We start from the raw sequence: 16448 nt of genomic DNA, 5'->3' as shown, positions 1-16448 counted from the left end.
TACTGCGAACTAGAACGTTACCCCGGCGACCAACACGATGTTGCAGTACGGCTGACATTCCCCCGTACGAACAATCGCCCGCGCCTGCCGGCTGAGGAGTTTAAATTCGTCATGGCTGAGCAGTTCACGCCGACCCAGTTCGCCCGCCGCCGATAACGCGTCGAGCCGTGGTAGCGCGGAAGGCTGCTTGACGAGGATCTCTTGCGCCAGCACATGGCTTTCCACCTGCATTTCGCTAAGTACGACCTGCACAGTGCTGACAAAATCCGGAATGCCGTGGGTCAAGGCCAGGTCGATCAATTCAACCCCTGGCGGGACTGGCAGGCCAGCATCACCAATGACGACCATGTCGCCATGGCCCAGGGAGGCAATCAGTCGCGACAGCGCGACGTTGAGCAAGGGCGTTTTTTTCATGATGCGGCAAAGGCCTGTACGTCGGACAACAAAGGAATGGAAGGTTGCGCACCCGCGCGGGTGACCGACAGTGCGGCCGCTACCTGACCAAAACGAATGGCATCGGCCTCGCTTTTACCCGCCGCCAGCGCTGCGGCAAAACCGCCCACGAAGGTGTCACCGGCAGCCGTGGTGTCGACTGCCTTGACCTTGGGCGCCGGGAAGTGCTCGAAACTTTGCCCATGGGCAAACAGCGAGCCTTGCGCCCCCAAGGTGATGATGACTTTGCCCGCACCGACAGCCATCAATTGACTGGCCGCCCGCTCGGCGCTCTCCAGCGAATCCACTGGCACGCCGCTCAAGGCAGAGACTTCACTTTCGTTGGGGATCAAATAGTCGATGGCCGAATACCACTCCGCCGGCAAGGGACCGGTGGCCGGCGCCGGGTTGAGAATGACTGTCTTGCCTAACTCCCGGCCACGCTTGAGTGCATAACCAACCGTTTGCATCGGCACTTCGAGCTGGCAGACGATCACATCAGCCGCCTGCAACACCGCATCGAACGAAGCCAGCACCTCAGGCGTCAACAGGCCATTGGCCCCCGCGACAATGACGATTGCGTTCTGACTGTTATCGTCGACCACAATCAGCGCCACGCCACTGGAGCCCTCGACTGCCGTCACAGCCTGACAGTCGATCTGCTCGGCGAGCAGAGCCCCCCGCAACTGCTCCCCGTAAGCATCGCTGCCCACACAACCGACCATCGACACCTGCGCGCCGAGCCTGGCCGACGCAACAGCCTGGTTCGCACCCTTGCCGCCCGATACCGTGGCAAACGACTCGCCGATCAGCGTCTCACCGGCTCGCGGCAGCCGTGGCGCCCGGGTGACCAGGTCCATGTTCAGGCTGCCTATAACCACTATTTTTGCTGGCATACATCAATACTCGTCAATTCGGTTCAGCGGTGCTTTTGGGTTAGCGAAATTGGGCAAACACACCGGCCAGCGGTGCCGTCGACTCTCGCAAGACAATACTTGGCGTCACGATCCGCTGATCGGTCGCCCGTTCAGGTGCCGCGATCCGTCGCAAGAGGACTTCTGCCGCCATTTCCCCCAGTTGCAGAATCGACTGGCCGACCGTGGTCAACGCGGGATAGACGTACCGGCTCATCTGGATATCGTCAAAGCCGATGACCGACAACTCGCTCGGCACGCGAATGTTTCGCTCGGCAGCAGCACGCAGCACCCCGATCCCCAGCAGGTCGTTACCGGCAAAGATTGCGCTGGGCGGCGTGTGCGCAAGCAAGGTTGCCGCTGCGCTGTAGCCACCCGTGCTGGTGAAGTCGCTCTCGAGCATTCGCCCGTGCGGCACTTCGACACCCGCCTCCTTGAGCGCACGGCAGTAACCCGCCAGCCGCATCTGCGCCACACTGGTATGCGCCGGGCCACCTATATAGGCAATATCCCGATGCCCCAGCTCAAGCAAATGCCGGGTCGCAAGATAGGCGCCGTACTCATGATCGATGCGCACCAGATCCGCATCGACCCCTTCCAGGCTACGGTCGACAATCACCATCGGTGTGCGCACGGCAGCCAGACCCGCAGCCAGACCACTGTCGCCACCGGCCGAGGCGACAATCAGCCCGTCGATGCGTTTTTCCAGTAGCACGCGAAGGTAGCTGCGCTGCTTGTCCGGGTTGTCGTCGGAGTTGCACAGGATCACGCAGTAGCCATTTCGCTCACAGTAGTCCTCGATCCCCCGCGCCAGTTCGGCGAAGTACGGATTGAGGCTGTTGGGCACCAGCAGACCGATGGTCGCGGTGGTCTTGGCTTTCAGCGAACGCGCAACGGCGCTGGGCACGTAGTCCAGGCTTTTGATCGCTGCCTCGACTTTGACCCGCACCTCTTCGCTGACCGGTCGCGTCTTGTTCACCACATGGGACACCGTGGTGTAGGAAATTCCGGCAAGCGCCGCCACATCCTTGATCGTTGCCATGGTTCAGGCCCGCCGACTTGCGCGCTGACTGCGATAGGTATCAAGCACCACCGCCACGACAATCACCGCGCCGGTAATGATGCGTTTGGTCGGCTCGGTTGCACCGATCTGCGCCAAACCTGCCGCCAGCACCGAAATAATCAACACGCCGAAAAATGTACTGATGACCGAACCACGGCCGCCCATCAGGCTGGTCCCGCCAATGACCACCGCAGCGATGACTTGCAGCTCAAGCCCGGAACCGGCATTCGGGTCCGCCGCCTCCAGGCGTGAAATCTGGAACAGTGCCGCCACACCGGCCAACAGGCCCATCAGGCTGAACACCAGAACCTTGTAGGGTTTTGGATTGATCCCCGCCAACCGCACCGCCTCTTCGTTGGTGCCGATACCGATCAGGTAACGACCGAACACCGTGCGTGTCAGCACCGCCTGGGCGACGAAGATAATCAGCAGCGCGATGATGAACGACGGCGAAATGCCAAAGGCAATCGGGTTCGACAGCCAGGCAAAGGCATCGCCGATATACGCGGTGCGCGAGCCGGTCATCTGGTAGGCCACGCCACGCGCCATTTCCAGCACGCCCAGCGAAACGATAAACGACGGAATCCGCCAGGCCACGGTGATCGACCCCGTGATGGTCCCGGCCAGTGCGGCGACCGCCATGCCCAACAGCGCGGCCGGCAGTACGCTCCAGCCCCACCCGAGAATCGCCACGCTGACCGCCGACGCCGCCAACGCCAACACCGAGCCGACCGACAGGTCGATACCGCCGATGATCAGTACGAACGTCATGCCGACCGCCAACACCATCAAATCGGGAATCTGGTTGGCCAGGGTGCTGAACGTGTCGTACGACAGGAAATGGCTGCTCAGGACGGAGAACAGCGCAATCATTGCCAGCAAGGCACCGGCCAGCCCCAGATAGGTGCCCAGGCCGTAAAAATTGCCACTACGTTTGCCGGCAGAAGAAGCAGTTTTCATGGGAGATCCCTAGGCGCTGCTTCATTGAGCAGCGCATCACGTTTTTGATAGCCGGCAAACGCGGCGGCAAGCAACTCATCCTGGGTCCAGCTGTCGCGCTCGAAGGTGTCGATCAAACGTCCGGCCGACAACACACCGATGCGGTCGCAGATCAGCATCAACTCACGCAAGTCGCTGGACACCACCACCAGCGCCTTGCCCTGGCGCGTCAACTCGCCGAGCAAGGCGTAGATGTCGAACTTGGCACCGACATCGATCCCACGGGTCGGCTCGTCGAACAACAACACCGAACACTCGCGCTCCAGCCAACGGCCGATCACGACTTTCTGCTGATTGCCGCCCGACAACTCGCTGACCAGTTGCGTCGGGCTGGAGCTGCGGATACGCATGGCATCAATCTGACGCTGTGCCAGCGCCGCCTCATCGGTCGCATTGACAAGGCCGCCACTGGAAATCTCCGGCATGTTGCCCAAGGCGATGTTGGCACTGATCGACTGGGTCAGTAGCAGACCTTCACCCTTGCGGTCCTCGGTGATCAGCGCGATCCCGTGCCCCACCGCATCAGCGGGCGAGCGGATGCTCACGACCTGCGCCGGCGAGCCCAGGGCAACCGTGCCGCTGTCTGCGGTATCGGCACCGAAAATCAGCCGCAACAACTCGGTACGCCCTGCCCCGATCAGCCCCGAGATGCCGAAAATCTCGCCGCTGCGCACCTCGAAGGACACGTCACGAACCTTGTCCGAGCGCGTCAGCCCTTTGACCGTCAAGGCCGCAGAGCCGATCTGGCGAACCCCAAGGTCAATGTGCTCGCCCAGTTCGCGGCCCACCATCAGGTTGACCAATTGCTCGCTGTTGTAATTGGCCATGGGTTCGACGCAGACCAGGTTGCCATCGCGCAACACCGCAATACGCTGAGCAACCCGCGCCAGCTCTTCAAGCCGATGGGAAATGTAAATAATCGCCACGCCACGCGCCTGCAAGCGCGTGATCTGTTCGAACAACATCTCGACTTCCCGGGCCGTCAGCATTGCCGTCGGCTCGTCGAGAATCAGTACGTGGCAATCGCCAATCAGGTTGCGGGCGATTTCGACCATTTGCTGGTGCCCGATCCCCAGCTCCCCGACCAGCGTGTCCGGATCAATCGCGTCAAGCCCCACCTGGGCCATCGCCTGGATCGCCGCTTTGCGCAACTGCTTGCGGTTGATCCAGCCTCCCAGGCTTGGCAGGTTATCCAGGAACAGGTTTTCCGCAACTGACAGCGTCGGCAGCAGGTTGAGTTCCTGCATGACCATGCGGATACCCAGCTCTTCCGCCTGGGTTCGGCTGCCGGGACGGTAATCCTGCCCCTGGTATTGCATCTGGCCGGCGGTCGGCGTGACCAGTCCGCCGATGATTTTCGACAACGTGCTTTTGCCGGCGCCGTTCTCGCCGGTCAACGCCAACACTTCACCGCGCATCAGGGTCAGGTCGATGCCGGTCAACACCGGCTGGGCATACGTCTTGCCGATACCGCTGACCGAGAGGACAGCGTTCGGAGCACAAACTGACATAAGAAACTCTCCATGCCCTCGCCCGAATGATCAGGCGAGGCCGTTTTGTGCAGCCAGAAGGACTACTGGGTCACCAGCTCAACCGGCGTTTCGATCACGCCGTTGGTGCCGCTGTCGACTTTCTCGCCTTTGAGGATTTTCAGCGCGGTTTCGATGCCGAACACCGCCTGCTTGGCGGCGAACTGGTCTGCGGTCGCCAGAACACGACCGTCCTTGAGCATCGGCTTGATGGCATTGATGTTGTCATAACCGACCACTTGAACCTTGCCAGCCTTGCCTGCCGCGCGAACGGCAGACACCGCGCCGACCGCCATGCTGTCATTGCCAGCCAGCAAGGCCTTGAGGTTCGGGTACTCGCTCAACATTGCCGCGGCAACGCGGTTGCCGGCGTCGATTTCCCAATCACCCGATTGCAGGGACACCACTTTGATCTGCGCGGCCTCCATCGCATCCTTGAACCCGGCGGTACGCTGCTGGGCATTGGTGGTGGTGGAAACGCCTTCGATGATGCCGACTTCATCACCGGCCTTCAGTTGCTTGGCCAGGTATTCGCCGACCAGTCGGGCACCTTTGCGGTTGTCCGGACCAACGAAAGGCACGCTGATGTTCTTGCTTTTGAGGACGGTCGGGTCTAGCTGATTGTCGATGTTGATGACCGTGATGCCCGCGTCGACGGCTTTCTTGATCACCGGCACCATGGCTTTCGAATCAGCCGGTGCAATCACCAGCGCATTGACCTTGGAGACGATCATCTGCTCGACAATACGAATCTGGTTCGCGGTGTCGGTTTCGTCCTTGATGCCGTTGGACACCAGGTCGAAATCGGCGGTGTGTTCTTTCTGATAAGCCTTGGCGCCATCTTCCATGGTCAGGAAGAATTCATTGGCCAGGGATTTCATGACCAGGGCGACTTTAGGTTTTTCCGGGGTGTCGGCGAAAGCCGAAGAGAGAGGCAGCGCGGCGGATGCGGTAGCCAGCATAGCGACAGCGAGAAGACGTCCAGCGAATGGCAGCTTCATGGGTTCACTCCGATCTTATGATTATTGTGAGCAACGCTTGCGCTGGAACCTGCCTTGAACTCACCCGCCAGGCGAACGCGATTTCAGGCATTCCCGACCACCGGCCACGACCATCATCGATGGTCGCGCAAACGTTTGCGTAGAACGAACTATGGGAACCCGGATGCTATTTGTCAACGCTCAACCCGGCCAATGTTGAGCAGTGGTTCTCAACACATGACAATAACGCCAGCGAGAACCTCGAGCGTAAACCGCCTGATCAAACCGTGGTATTGATCACCGCTCCAGCGCCGGAATCCTTGGTCAATTCTTTCACCAGCGCGGCAGAAACCTCCTGCACCGCAGCATTGGTGTTGCCAATCTGCCCTTGAATCGCCATCACTGCCGTGGTCTTGGCTTCAGGCGTTGGATAGGGTGCCGCTTGGGCCGCGACCAGTTGTTGCTGTTGCTGCTTCAAGAGTTCCTGCAATTCCTGGAGACGCTTGAGCAGGATTTGCACCACAACGTTTTCGTGCCCCGCGCTTCCACTCTTGCCGTCCGCACCTTGTGCGCTCGAATCGGCCTTGACCTCTTTGGCCTCAACCCCATCTTGCGATGGATCATCGACAGCCAGCGCCGCGTCTTCAGCCGGTGTCGCTGGTTTCAGGCCGACGGTGATTGCACTCGCGTTTGGAAAGCCAATGGTGAAAGACATTTGAGCTCCTGAAATGAAAGATCCTTGAAAGAACATCGACCTTCACGCGGTTTTCTTTAACCCGGCCCGTTACTCCTGCTTGATTCCTGCTTGAAGGATCTTTCCTGTTGCAAAGTAGGAATTTTCGGACAGCCGAACGCACCACCTCCTCATGTTCGGAAACCCGGACACACCCTCAGGCTCGCGCCTCATAAATCCGAAAATAAGTTGATATAAATCATCAGGTTAAAAGAGTTTTGAGGTCAAAGTAGGACTGGTATGGATCCTGCTCTTCTATAGGTGCCCCTGCATTCAGATCTGCTCGGGTGTTTCTAGATGAACCTGCATCAGCACCGTTGTCATTACTAGAGAGAGAATAATGAAATCTGCCTTCAAGACCTTTGTCCCGGGCGCTTTGGCCCTCCTGCTGCTCCTCCCGACTGCACTGCAAGCAAAAGAAGTCGAAAACAAACAAAAACTGGCTAACGTGGTGATCCTGGCCACCGGCGGCACCATTGCCGGCGCTGGCGCCAGTGCAGCAAACAGCGCGACCTACCAGGCTGCCAAGGTGGGTATCGAGCAACTGATCGCCGGCGTCCCTGAACTGAGCCAGCTGGCTAACGTTCGTGGCGAACAGGTCATGCAAATTGCCTCGGAAAGCATCACTAACGACAATCTGCTGCAGCTGGGTCGCCGCGTCGCCGAACTGGCCGACAGCAAAGATGTCGATGGCATCGTCATCACTCACGGCACCGACACCCTGGAAGAAACCGCTTACTTCCTGAACCTGGTGGAAAAAACCGACAAGCCGATCGTTGTTGTCGGTTCCATGCGTCCGGGCACCGCAATGTCGGCTGACGGCATGCTCAACCTGTACAACGCCGTTGCCGTTGCCAGCAGCAAAGAATCACGCGGTAAAGGCGTGCTCGTGACCATGAACGATGAAATCCAGTCGGGTCGCGATGTCAGCAAGATGATCAACATCAAGACCGAGGCGTTCAAAAGCGCATGGGGCCCAATGGGCATGGTCGTTGAAGGCAAATCCTACTGGTTCCGCTTGCCAGCCAAGCGCCACACCATGGATTCGGAATTCGACATCAAAACCATCAAGAGCCTGCCTGACGTCGAAATCGCCTACTCCTACGGCAATGTCAGCGACACCGCTTACAAAGCCCTGGCTCAAGCCGGCGCCAAAGCCATCATCCACGTGGGGACTGGCAACGGTTCCGTCTCCTCGCGCGTTGTTCCAACCCTGCAAGCCCTGCGCAAGGATGGCGTGCAGATCATTCGCTCGTCCCACGTCAACGCTGGCGGCTTTGTCCTGCGTAACGCCGAACAGCCTGACGACAAGTACGACTGGGTTGTTGCTCACGACCTGAACCCGCAAAAGGCTCGCATCCTGGCAATGGTCGCCCTGACCAAGACCCAAGACAGCAAAGAGCTGCAACGCATGTTCTGGGAATACTGAGTCCCGTTGCCCGACCGCTCAGGTCGGGCACTTGCTACAACCACTCGCCCGCTCGGGCGAGTGTCTTACACGGTCCTACCGCTGATTCTTGAGCAAGATGTTTTGGCGCTCGAAACCCTGCCGAAAAAAATCGAATCGACTTACACCAAATCGAAAAAGTCGTTGTCAGACGAACTTCTTGAATTTTAAGCAGTTGCGAAAATGCTTACAGTTAAATACTGTATGCACGTACAGCTTATTAAGGATCGCTTCGTGGCCACTACTTCGACTACCCCTCCAGGCTCCTATGAACGTCTCGGTTTACGCGTTCAGAAAATCATCAACTCCCCCACCGCCCAAAAAGCCAAGGCAGCACTGATATTCCGCCTTCCCGACGAACCGGTCGATGAGTGGGAGCGTTTGCTCGAGGAAATTGCCGAGAACGATAACGTCACACTCGCCTACCGCGACGATGGCGGTGTGCAGATTTTCTGGGTAGTACCGAAGGAAGACTGAGTCGATGAGTGTTCGCTGTTTAGCTTTGCTGTTGCTCTTCGTTGCAGTCACCGCCCAGGCCGACCCACCCCGCACCTTCAACGAGGCCAAGAAGGTCGCCTGGAAACTGTACGCCCCACAGTCCACCGAGTTCTATTGTGGCTGCAAGTACACCGGCAACCGCGTAAACCTGGCCGCCTGCGGCTACGTCCCGCGTAAAAACGCCAAGCGTGCCGCGCGCATTGAATGGGAGCACATCGTGCCTGCCTGGCAGATCGGCCACCAACGCCAATGCTGGCAACAGGGCGGGCGCCAGAACTGCACACGTCACGACCCCACCTACCAGCGCGCCGAAGCTGACCTGCACAACCTGGTGCCGAGCATCGGCGAAGTGAATGGCGACCGCAGCAACTTCAGTTTTGGCTGGCTCCCGGTACAGACTGGCCAATATGGTTCGTGCCTGACCCAGGTCGACTTCAAGGCAAAGAAGGTCATGCCCCGCCCCTCCATTCGCGGGATGATCGCGCGGACATACTTCTACATGAGCAAACAGTACGGCTTGCGCCTGTCCAAACAGGACCGACAGCTCTACGAAGCCTGGAACAAGACGTACCCGGTGCAGGACTGGGAACGCCAGCGCAATCAAAGCGTGGCGTGCGTGATGGGTCGCGGCAATGAGTTCGTCGGCCCGGTGAACATGAAGTCGTGCAGCTAACCACATAGCCCTCACTCAAAGGCCTCGGATTCAACCCCGAGGCCTTTGTTTATGACGAGTCTGCAATGCGCCCGCTACCGCTAACCGCCGACCCTGTTGTAACGCCAATACCCCATCAAATTGAGCATCTCATGAGGGATGCCGCACTCCTTGATCAGGTACTTACGCACGTCCATCACCGCCGCTGTCTCCCCGGCGATCCAGCCATAAAAACCGTTGCCGTTCGGCCTTGGCGTTTCCCAGAGCAGTTCTTCGTCAATATTGACCTCAGCCAGCGCCGCTTGCGCCGCAGCATCCACAGCGAACGCCGACAAGTCGAGCGCTCGCAGCGCTGCCGCCATCAAGGTTCCCGCCTGCGCGCCCGGTGCCTGATCACGAATCAGCCATTGCAACGACAAGCCCTGCCAGATCGGTGTCGGCAGCTTGTCGTCAGCACTTTCGATCTCAAAAAGGACTTGAGCCCTGGGCGGCTCGGCCAACGCCGCCAGCTCATCAAGAATACCCAAGGCAGCCGGCAAAGCCGTCGGATCAGCCATCAGCAACAAATACTTGAGGGCGCGTGGCGGCTTCCATTCGAAACCGCCGGTTTCCACCGCAGTGAATTGTCGGTCAGGCGCAACAATCTGAATGCCGGCTCCTGGCTTGGCATGAATCGCCCAATACGAGGCGGGCCCCGTTTCGCCATGCAAAACGAAATCGATGTCCACCTCGCAGCGCTCGGTGCGCAGATGACGAATGGTATAAGTGCGCATCGCCGGACGCTGGGCGACGGGAATCGAACGATAGTCTGCATGCCAGTTGTCATTACGGGGGAGATTCGCAGGCGTACCATCGGCAGCCGGAAAAAACAGCTTCACTCGCTGATCCGGTGCCCAGGTGGCCATGTCAGCAACCCTCGGGCCCGCGAGGGTGACACGCATCAGATGAGGGCTCAGCAGTTGCTTTCGCTGTAGAACAGCATCAAACACGGTGTACGGCGCGGCGCGGGCCATAAGGAGATCCTTTTGATGATGGACAGTCACTCCTTATGAAACGGATCACGACTCACACCATTTAAGGTCTCGCGCCAACCTGCTGCGCCTGCAGCGCCGTCACTGTGAAGCAATTACCGAGCTACGGCATGCTCGACAACCTTCGACTCGATGTTTTGCTTCTTCGCCTTGGTCAGCGCCTCGGTCAGCTGGACTTGCCTGGCCTCTGCCTCGGCTTTTGAGTCGAATGGCCCGAGCAATATCCGGTCCTTGCCATCCTGCTTGACGACATAAGCGATGAAACCATGCTCGATCAACCAGCCTGCGAGGTCACTGACAGCCTGCACCGTGCCCCCCTGAACAAGGACATCCCATTGCTGCGCCGCTGCAACCGGTGCCGTGGCTGTTGCAGCCGGGGCCTGGACCTTCGGCGCGTCAGGACTCTTCGCTTCACCGCAGCCCGCCAATGCCAATACCGCAATTACCGCAATTACCGCAATTACCGTTGCCACTTTGCGCACAGATTTGCCCTCTGGATGTCAAAAGCCGCGATTTTACCACCCGCGAACGCTTCATGACGCCCGCAAAACAGGCTTAAAACAACGAGAATCAAAGTTCGCGGCTCTGTATAGTTGCACCTTGGGAATTAATACCTCGCCTGCGCGTCAGAAAGAGACCCCTACCGCGTCACTTCGCACTAATCTATACGTACTACCGACATCTGCATTGTCTGAAATCAGGTGCCCTACGAAGAATTCAAGGAGAAGCTCATGCTGATACTCACCCGCAAAGTCGGTGAAAGCATAAACATCGGTGATGACATTACGATCACCATTCTGGGCGTTAGCGGCCAACAAGTCAGGATTGGCATCAATGCCCCGAAAGACGTTGCGGTGCATCGCGAAGAGATCTACCAGCGCATCCAGGCAGGCCTGACCGCGCCCGACAAGAACGACACGCCCTAAGCGACACCCGTAATCAGTAGCCAGCCCTTTCCCTTAAGTCATGGCTGGCTAAAGATCGCTCTCGGTGCCTCCGGATGCTGAGCGCAGACGCAAGACTGCAACGTATGTAAAGCTTTGGTCACCATGGAAGGTGAAGCCGATACTAACGGCAATCCACTCGCCAACGCTGTCAGACGCTTCGCTTTAACCTCAACGAAACCTCCCCCCAAACGGGCTAGCCGAGCATCACCCCGCGCGCCATGCCTGTAGCCGCCACCACCATCAAAACCATCAGTAGCGCTTCAACATGGCTGATCCTGGCAAATGCACCTGCACGCCCAGTGTCAACCAGCGCACCGCGACTCAAGGCAATCCGCCACTTGATCAAAGTGACCATTGGCAAGATCTCAAGCAGCAGAATGATGACGAACAGTGTCATTTTGAGATGGAACAATGGCTGATGCAGGTAGTAGTCCGCCCCCTTCTCGTACCCACCAAAAGCGCGAACACCTCCGCTGATCAACAGAATCGCCGCTGAAATCCCCCAGCAGTTATCCGCCAGCAGCACACGGGACACCTCGGATGTATTCGCGACCACCCGACGCAGGGCCGCCCCACGGGCAAGTACTGCCCAAAACGCCATGGCAAAGGCCAGGAGGTGGACGGCCGCCAGCATCCAACGAACGAGCATAAAGCTGCCCTCCATTCATATGAAAAAATCAGGACCCCGTCAGTAATAGCCCAGATTTCTCTCTTTGCCCGTACGAACAACCACCGCCAGCAACGCGGAAAAATGTTCCTGCCACGCAGCTTACGAAGTCAGGCAAACATCGGCGAGAATGCCCACACCAGGGAGAGGCGACAGCATGAATCAACCCAACACATTCACACTCGTTTTACTTCCAGGGATGGATGGAACAGGCGAACTGTTCCTGCCATTCATTACGGCCATCGGGGGAGCGTTCGACACCCTGGTCGTTGACTACCCAACCGACCAGCCCCTGAGCTACGCCGCGCTTGAAACACTCGTGCGCAAAGCGCTGCCCACCGACCGCCCCTACATCGTGCTGGGGGAATCTTTCTCCGGGCCGATTGCTGTTTCCCTGGCCGCATCACAACCCGCTCAACTCAAGGGGCTGGTGCTGTGCAGCACGTTTGTCAAAAACCCTCGCCCGGTGTTTCGCAAGATGGGGTTGCTGGTTAATGCGCTGCCGCTCGGCCAAGCCCCGATCCGCTGGATCAGCCGCTTGTTGCTGGGCCGGTTTTCCACCGCCGCATTGCGTTCTGCCTTGAATCAGGCGATCTCCCGGGTTACACCCCAGGTGATGCGCGCACGACTACGCGCCGTGCTGGCAGTGGATGTCTCCACGGAGCTGACGCAGGTCAGCGTGCCGGCCCTGTACTTGCGCGCGACCCGTGACTGGGTCGTTCCTGCAACCGCCTCAGCGTTGGTCCTGCAACTGAACCCGAACGTGCAGATCGCCGATGTAGACGCTCCCCACTGCTTGCTCCAGGCAAAACCCGACGCGGCTGCCCGGCACATCAGTGCATTCGCAAGGACGCTGAAAGACGCCTGAAGGGTTCGTGATAATGTCTACCCTTTCTTATGACAAGGATGGTTACTCATGAAATTTGGCTACACCATTATCTACGTGCCAGACGTCGCTGCCTCTGTGCAGTTCTTTGAAGACGCTTTCGGCCTGCGCCGCCGCTTCGTGCATGAGTCCGGTACCTACGGCGAACTCGAAACCGGTGAAACCACCCTTGCCTTTGCCGCCCATGAACTGGCCGAGATGAACTTCAGTGCGGGCCATGTCGCCGCTCATGCGTCGCCGCAGCCGCTGGGCATGGAGATTGGCTTTGTCACCGAGGACGTACAGGCCGCACACGCAAAAGCGCTAGCCTGTGGTGCATCGCAACTGTCACCGCCCACCTCGAAACCCTGGGGGCAGACCGTGTCATACGTTCGCTGCCCTGACGGAACACTGGTTGAGCTGTGCAGCCCGGTTCACCCCTGAAGAGACGCGAGTCCGATACCGAGGCTTTGCGGCACTCCCATCACAGGCTCGGCAAAGACGTCAGCGCAAGTTGACAGCGGATATTTTCGCAGCCGGTCGCATGACCGGGATCTTCTCTGGATGGCGGGAGCCGCAGTAAATGCGGGGTCTGTCTACATGAAGGTAAGTCCAAGCGCTATAAACGCATAGCACACCTTGTTTACTTAACCAGCCCATAATAAACACATAACATTCAGATCAAAGAGCCTACGGATATCAGCCACTGCCACGCAAAGAGACACACTTCCAAAACAAATAAGGCCCCAGCCAGTGGGGCCTTACTTCATGGCTCAACTCAGTTGATTACAGCGACTGCAGGGAAATAGATGCATTTTGAGAGTCTTGCTGACTGTCGGCATCCATCCACACCCACTGCGTACCGTCACCTTGCAGGTTATTGCTGATACTTTGAATACCCGAAGACACAATAACAACGGCACCACTTTCAGACGCGGTAGGCCCCATCGTCGTGACCTGGTTTGAAAGCAAGCCGTTCGAGGTTTCATTCACAACAAATACGGTTGCCTTACTTTCGCGGAACTGAGTGATTTTGCTGGCGATCGTCAGGTTCATCCACTTCGACGGCGGCACTGCATAGTAACGGCTGTATTTATTGAACGGATACTGATCGCCGTTGGCCTGGAGTGCATTGTTCGACAGGCCACTGGTGTTGGTTGGCATACCAACACTTCCAAGCCACACTTCGACCTGCGAACCACCGCTGTTGCTGGACAGCGAAACCGAGATGGTTTGCGTATCCGTACCCGAGACAAACCCCAGTGATGCCAGGCCCGCATTGGCCGTGGTGCCTGGAACGGTAATCGTCTTGGGCGGCTGGCTGTTGCTCCAGACCACGTTTACATCAGCATTATTGTCATTCTAAGCAGAGTTATAGATAAAAATCCCATACAACTGGCCCGTTTGAAGCGTTGTGCAAGTGGCTGTATCTCCTGCACGAAGGGTAATACGTTGACCACCATTCCAGTTGGTCTGAGTTGCCGTGAGGGCGATGCTTTCCATGTGAGGGTTCCTTTCCTTGGTGGGACATAGGGAAATCGTGCAGCTACTGCTGCGCTACCGCCGCACGTGCATAGCATGCTAGTCGTCCTTTTAATCTCGAAATATAAAAACTCTAGACTCTTTGGCGATAACCCTGACTCGTCATTACTTCGTATATTTGTCTCACTTCTGAAACACTCAACCCGATTAAATCTGACAAATTATTACGACCCGAAGAGCCCCTACGGTCCTGCACGCGTGAAATCAGCGGGCGGACACATCAGCACTGGGGAACTCACCCTGAAACTGAACAATCACTTTACGACCACAAGGATGCAGTACACGAAACGGCCACCAAAAATCATGGACCACTTACCGAGTCAACGGCCAAAAAAATACGACCCAATACGAAATGTAACGTTACATTCCGTCTAGAATCCCACATTGAAGTCTCTTGTAAGTACCCCCCTTAATATAGCGATTTGTTCCCGCTAATATGACCTGAGTACAAAAGACCATGTGTAAATCATGCGACTCAAGCCCTGTACAAAACCCGCGCCGTCGGTTTCTTCGGCTCGCCGGGCTAGGAGCCGGCGCCCTGCTGCTGGCCAGCGCGCTGCCCGACAAGATCGTCCAGGCCGCAGAGAAAGCGGCACTCCCCCCAAAACCGCAAAACTCAATCAGTCCGGACATGGCCCTTAAAAGGCTGATCGAGGGCAATGAACGATACTTCACGGGCACGTCCAAAACACATGACTTCAAAGCCGAACGAGAAGCCCTGGTGTCCGGCCAAAACCCGTTCGTGGCGGTACTGGGCTGCTCGGACTCTCGCATCGCCCCCGAGTACGCTTTTGATACGGCACGAGGCGACCTGTTCGCCATACGCGTCGCTGGCAACTTCGTGACGGATGAAGGCTTGGCGAGCCTTGAATACGCCGTGGCAGTACTCGGCGCGCCCCTGATTCTTGTACTGGGACATGAGAGCTGTGGCGCTATCTCGGCCGGTATCAAAGCAACCAAAGATAATGTGGTTTTCCCTGGCCACATCCCCAAACTGACTGATGCACTGAAACCCTCTATCGAGAAGGTTCTCAATGAACCAGGAAGCCTCATCGAAAACGCGACGGCGCAAAACGTCAAAGACTCGGTCAACCGCCTCAAGAATGCCTCACCCTTACTGACCGATGCACTTGCCAAAGGCACGCTGAAAGTGGTCGGAGGCATCTATCGCCTGGCCGACGGCAAAGTCGACCTGATCGCCTGAGTCGCAAGGTCCAACGGCCTAATGAGTCGCCCCCCCATTCCAGCGAGAATCCTCGCCGGAGTGAGGTGCTTGACCCTCATCAATGTTGTTTCTTTGCGCCAAACTAACGCGAGGCCCCACCCAGGCCTCGTGTTGTACGAGCCAGCCGCTTGCTTGAGACGGTCAATTGCGGGTTGCGCCTGCGCGTTATCGGATGCAACGGTAGACTGGCGCCCATTCAGGCAGAAACAACTAACACCCCGCCTGGATCCGTTGCCCCTCCCGACAAAACCAGACCTTATTCAGGCGCCAAGAACATGCTCAACGTCAACACAGCCATGACGGCTTTCCTAGCGTTACTGGCCTTTACAGGCCAAAGCTCAGGAGCAGGCTTGCAACCGCCCAACGTCAATGTGTTGGCATGGCCACGCATGTCCTCAAGTGAGTTTGGCTGCTACATGGAGCAGACGCTTGGGCATCAGGACAAGCGCTTTAACTGCTCTTTGAAAAACTACGAAAACCAAGGCGATCCGTGCACAAACACCGACGCCTACTATGAAGGCCCAATACTCCCCGCAAACCTGGCCACCAGGGTTCACCCGCTCGCCAGGGAGATAGAGCTCAGTTGGGAGCATGGGGAGCTGCAACAGGTCACGGTTACGCTTGAGGGAACATTGAGTGAGGCCGAGGTCCGCAATGCGTTTGAATTACCACTCGCCACAAACCATCCATCGCCCGAAACCGCGCAGCGGCTGCCGGAGAATGTCATGGACGCCCAAGTCGAGTATCCGCTGGAACCGATTAACAGCTCGCCGGGCAAACTCCCTGGCACGCCTTCCCCAGGGCTTACCTCGATCGTGCTGACCGGTTTCGACCATATGGGCGCGGGCGACGTCGACTGCGACGCCGAGCAGTGACTGTCCGATTGAGCGGCTCCAACGCATGCCCCAGAGACCGCCGCGAATG

General features: G+C 57.9%; 20 protein-coding genes. 8 read left to right on the top strand and 12 right to left on the bottom strand.

Annotated features, from left to right (window positions below):
• Window positions 1-9: 9 nt before the first annotated feature.
• From rbsD to AABM54_RS10360, 7 genes are all read right to left on the bottom strand, one after another.
• Entirely contained in the window at window positions 10-414 is a 405-nt protein-coding gene (gene rbsD / locus AABM54_RS10390; RefSeq protein WP_347905291.1) for a D-ribose pyranase, read from the bottom strand.
• Window positions 411-1328: a ribokinase gene (gene rbsK / locus AABM54_RS10385; protein WP_347905290.1), complete on the bottom strand. Its 918-nt coding sequence runs from the start codon at window positions 1326-1328 to the stop codon at window positions 411-413. The genes rbsD and rbsK overlap by 4 nt, the downstream gene beginning before the upstream one ends.
• Before the next feature lie 40 nt (window positions 1329-1368).
• Window positions 1369-2388, bottom strand: a complete 1020-nt coding sequence (locus tag AABM54_RS10380; protein ID WP_347905289.1) for a LacI family DNA-binding transcriptional regulator — start codon at window positions 2386-2388, stop codon at window positions 1369-1371.
• A 3-nt stretch (window positions 2389-2391) separates the two neighbouring features.
• On the bottom strand, window positions 2392-3369 hold the full coding sequence (locus AABM54_RS10375) for an ABC transporter permease (protein ID WP_347905287.1): 978 nt from the start codon (window positions 3367-3369) through the stop codon (window positions 2392-2394).
• Entirely contained in the window at window positions 3366-4919 is a 1554-nt protein-coding gene (locus tag AABM54_RS10370) for a sugar ABC transporter ATP-binding protein (RefSeq protein WP_347905286.1), read from the bottom strand. Before AABM54_RS10370 ends, AABM54_RS10375 begins: the two co-directional genes overlap by 4 nt.
• A 62-nt stretch (window positions 4920-4981) precedes the next feature.
• Complete coding sequence (locus AABM54_RS10365; RefSeq protein ID WP_347905285.1) at window positions 4982-5938, bottom strand: sugar ABC transporter substrate-binding protein; 957 nt, start codon at window positions 5936-5938, stop codon at window positions 4982-4984.
• 259 nt (window positions 5939-6197) lie between these two features.
• Window positions 6198-6632 carry a hypothetical protein gene (locus AABM54_RS10360; RefSeq protein WP_347905284.1) on the bottom strand — a complete coding sequence of 145 codons (435 nt, stop codon included), beginning with the start codon at window positions 6630-6632 and terminating at the stop codon, window positions 6198-6200.
• Window positions 6633-6990: 358 nt separating this feature from the next.
• Here AABM54_RS10360 and AABM54_RS10355 point away from each other — a divergent pair, with 358 nt between their 5' ends.
• The 3 genes from AABM54_RS10355 (at window position 6991) to AABM54_RS10345 (ending at window position 9268) form a co-directional block, all read left to right on the top strand.
• A complete protein-coding gene (locus AABM54_RS10355) occupies window positions 6991-8079 on the top strand; it encodes an asparaginase (RefSeq protein WP_347905283.1) in 1089 nt (362 codons plus the stop codon).
• A gap of 201 nt (window positions 8080-8280) precedes the next feature.
• Complete coding sequence (locus AABM54_RS10350; protein WP_347905282.1) at window positions 8281-8574, top strand: DUF1654 domain-containing protein; 294 nt, start codon at window positions 8281-8283, stop codon at window positions 8572-8574.
• A gap of 4 nt (window positions 8575-8578) precedes the next feature.
• Complete coding sequence (locus AABM54_RS10345; protein WP_347905280.1) at window positions 8579-9268, top strand: endonuclease I family protein; 690 nt, start codon at window positions 8579-8581, stop codon at window positions 9266-9268.
• An 80-nt stretch (window positions 9269-9348) separates the two neighbouring features.
• Here AABM54_RS10345 and AABM54_RS10340 read toward each other — a convergent pair whose 3' ends face one another.
• Together AABM54_RS10340 and AABM54_RS10335 are read right to left on the bottom strand one after the other, a co-directional pair.
• On the bottom strand, window positions 9349-10260 hold the full coding sequence (locus tag AABM54_RS10340; protein ID WP_347905279.1) for a siderophore-interacting protein: 912 nt from the start codon (window positions 10258-10260) through the stop codon (window positions 9349-9351).
• A gap of 113 nt (window positions 10261-10373) precedes the next feature.
• On the bottom strand, window positions 10374-10760 hold the full coding sequence (locus tag AABM54_RS10335) for an SPOR domain-containing protein (protein WP_347905278.1): 387 nt from the start codon (window positions 10758-10760) through the stop codon (window positions 10374-10376).
• A gap of 249 nt (window positions 10761-11009) precedes the next feature.
• On the opposite strand from AABM54_RS10335, the gene csrA reads away from it, so the two are divergent.
• Entirely contained in the window at window positions 11010-11204 is a 195-nt protein-coding gene (gene csrA, locus AABM54_RS10330; protein WP_347905277.1) for a carbon storage regulator CsrA, read from the top strand.
• A 214-nt stretch (window positions 11205-11418) separates the two neighbouring features.
• Here csrA and AABM54_RS10325 read toward each other — a convergent pair whose 3' ends face one another.
• Window positions 11419-11874 carry a DUF2214 family protein gene (locus AABM54_RS10325; protein WP_347905276.1) on the bottom strand — a complete coding sequence of 152 codons (456 nt, stop codon included), beginning with the start codon at window positions 11872-11874 and terminating at the stop codon, window positions 11419-11421.
• Between the two features lie 175 nt (window positions 11875-12049).
• Here AABM54_RS10325 and AABM54_RS10320 point away from each other — a divergent pair, with 175 nt between their 5' ends.
• Both AABM54_RS10320 and AABM54_RS10315 read left to right on the top strand, forming a co-directional pair.
• Window positions 12050-12760, top strand: coding sequence for an alpha/beta hydrolase (locus AABM54_RS10320; RefSeq protein WP_347905274.1), 711 nt, complete (start codon window positions 12050-12052; stop codon window positions 12758-12760).
• 48 nt (window positions 12761-12808) lie between these two features.
• On the top strand, window positions 12809-13201 hold the full coding sequence (locus tag AABM54_RS10315; RefSeq protein WP_347905273.1) for a VOC family protein: 393 nt from the start codon (window positions 12809-12811) through the stop codon (window positions 13199-13201).
• Window positions 13202-13543: 342 nt separating this feature from the next.
• On the opposite strand, the gene AABM54_RS10310 is transcribed toward AABM54_RS10315, so the two are convergent.
• Both AABM54_RS10310 and AABM54_RS10305 read right to left on the bottom strand, forming a co-directional pair.
• A complete protein-coding gene (locus tag AABM54_RS10310) occupies window positions 13544-14095 on the bottom strand; it encodes a hypothetical protein (protein ID WP_347905271.1) in 552 nt (183 codons plus the stop codon).
• A gap of 24 nt (window positions 14096-14119) precedes the next feature.
• Window positions 14120-14260, bottom strand: a complete 141-nt coding sequence (locus AABM54_RS10305; protein WP_347905269.1) for a hypothetical protein — start codon at window positions 14258-14260, stop codon at window positions 14120-14122.
• A 496-nt stretch (window positions 14261-14756) separates the two neighbouring features.
• Between AABM54_RS10305 and AABM54_RS10300 the strand changes: the two genes are divergently transcribed.
• On the top strand, window positions 14757-15503 hold the full coding sequence (locus AABM54_RS10300; protein WP_347905268.1) for a carbonic anhydrase: 747 nt from the start codon (window positions 14757-14759) through the stop codon (window positions 15501-15503).
• 296 nt (window positions 15504-15799) lie between these two features.
• Entirely contained in the window at window positions 15800-16399 is a 600-nt protein-coding gene (locus AABM54_RS10295; RefSeq protein ID WP_347905266.1) for a hypothetical protein, read from the top strand.
• Window positions 16400-16448: the final 49 nt, after the last annotated feature.

The sequence above is a fragment of the Pseudomonas purpurea genome (genome assembly GCF_039908635.1).
Lineage (GTDB): Bacteria > Pseudomonadota > Gammaproteobacteria > Pseudomonadales > Pseudomonadaceae > Aquipseudomonas > Aquipseudomonas purpurea.
The sequence above is the reverse complement of the archived record's forward strand: the minus strand, read 5'-3'. Positions and strand labels throughout refer to the sequence as shown.